Raw genomic sequence first — 1,286 nt, 5'->3', positions numbered from 1 at the left:
CAAATCACCGTGCCAACCGGCAGCGGGGTCGACGGCGTATACGTCCATGCGCCACTCGGGTCCGCCGTCACGGTTGCGTCCGGCGTGCCGTCGCCGTTGGTATCGATGTTGACCGTTGCGCCAGCTTCGGCTGTACCCGACAGCGATGTACCGTCCGTCGCGTTCACCGTCGGCAATGCAGGAGCCGTCGTATCGATCGTCAGGTTAAATGCCGTGCTTGGCGTGCTTACGTTGCCTGCGGCATCGGTTGCAGTGACGGTCAGGCTATGTGCGCCTTCACCCAGCGCCGTCGGCGGCGTGAACGTCCAGTTTCCGGACGGGTCCGCCGTCGTCGTGCCGAGCAACGTCGCGCCGTCATAGACGCTCACCGTGCTGCCTGCTTCCGCCGTACCGGCAAGCGTCGGCGTCGTGTCATCCGTCGTTGCGCCAATCGTCAGCACGCCGGCGATCGAACCGACGTCATCCGTGACGCTAACAACGACCGGGGCCGCCGGCGCCGTCGTATCCCCCGACACCGTTACCGAGGCAGACGGCCCCGTATTGCCTGCTGCATCGGTGACCGTCACGCCAATCACCGTGCCAACTGGCAGCGGGGTCGACGGCGTATACGTCCATGCGCCGCTCGGGTCGGCCGTCACAGTGGCGTCCGGCGTGCCGTCGCCGTTGGTATCGATGTTGACCGTTGCGCCAGCTTCGGCTGTACCCGACAGCGATGTACCGTCCGTCGCGTTCACCGTCGGCAATGCAGGCGCCGTCGTATCGATCGTCAGGTTGAATGCCGTGCTTGGCGTGCTTACGTTGCCTGCGGCATCGGTTGCGGTGACGGTCAGGCTATGTGCGCCTTCACCCAGCGCCGTCGGCGGCGTGAACGTCCAGTTTCCGGACGGGTCCGCTGTCGTGGTACCCAGCAGCGTCGTACCGTCGTAGACGCTCACCGTGCTGCCCGCTTCCGCCGTGCCAGCAAGAGTAGGCGTTGCGTCATCAGTAGCACCACCAGAAGTAATCGCTCCAACAACCGAGCCCACGTCGTCCGTCACGGTGCCGATGATCGGTGCCGCAGGCGCCGTCGTATCGCCCGTCACCGTCACCGAGGCGGACGGCCCCGTATTGCCTGCTGCATCGGTGACCGTCACGCCAATCACCGTGCCAACCGGCAGCGGGGTCGACGGCGTATACGTCCATGCGCCACTCGGGTCCGCCGTCACGGTTGCGTCCGGCGTGCCGTCGCCGTTGGTATCGATGTTGACCGTTGCGCCAGCTTCGGCTGTACCCGACAGCGATGTACC

At 65.9% G+C, this 1,286-nt stretch carries 1 protein-coding gene; it reads right to left on the bottom strand.

From position 1 onward, the window contains the following. Positions 1-1,286, bottom strand: a 1,286-nt coding sequence (locus tag WS61_RS22055) for an Ig-like domain-containing protein (RefSeq protein ID WP_257127326.1), incomplete at both ends; no start/stop codon positions are given.

The sequence above is a fragment of the Burkholderia sp. ABCPW 11 genome (genome assembly GCF_001523445.1).
Taxonomy (GTDB): Bacteria; Pseudomonadota; Gammaproteobacteria; order Burkholderiales; family Burkholderiaceae; genus Burkholderia.
Note: the sequence above shows the minus strand (reverse complement) of the source record. Positions and strands in the feature narration are given on the sequence as shown.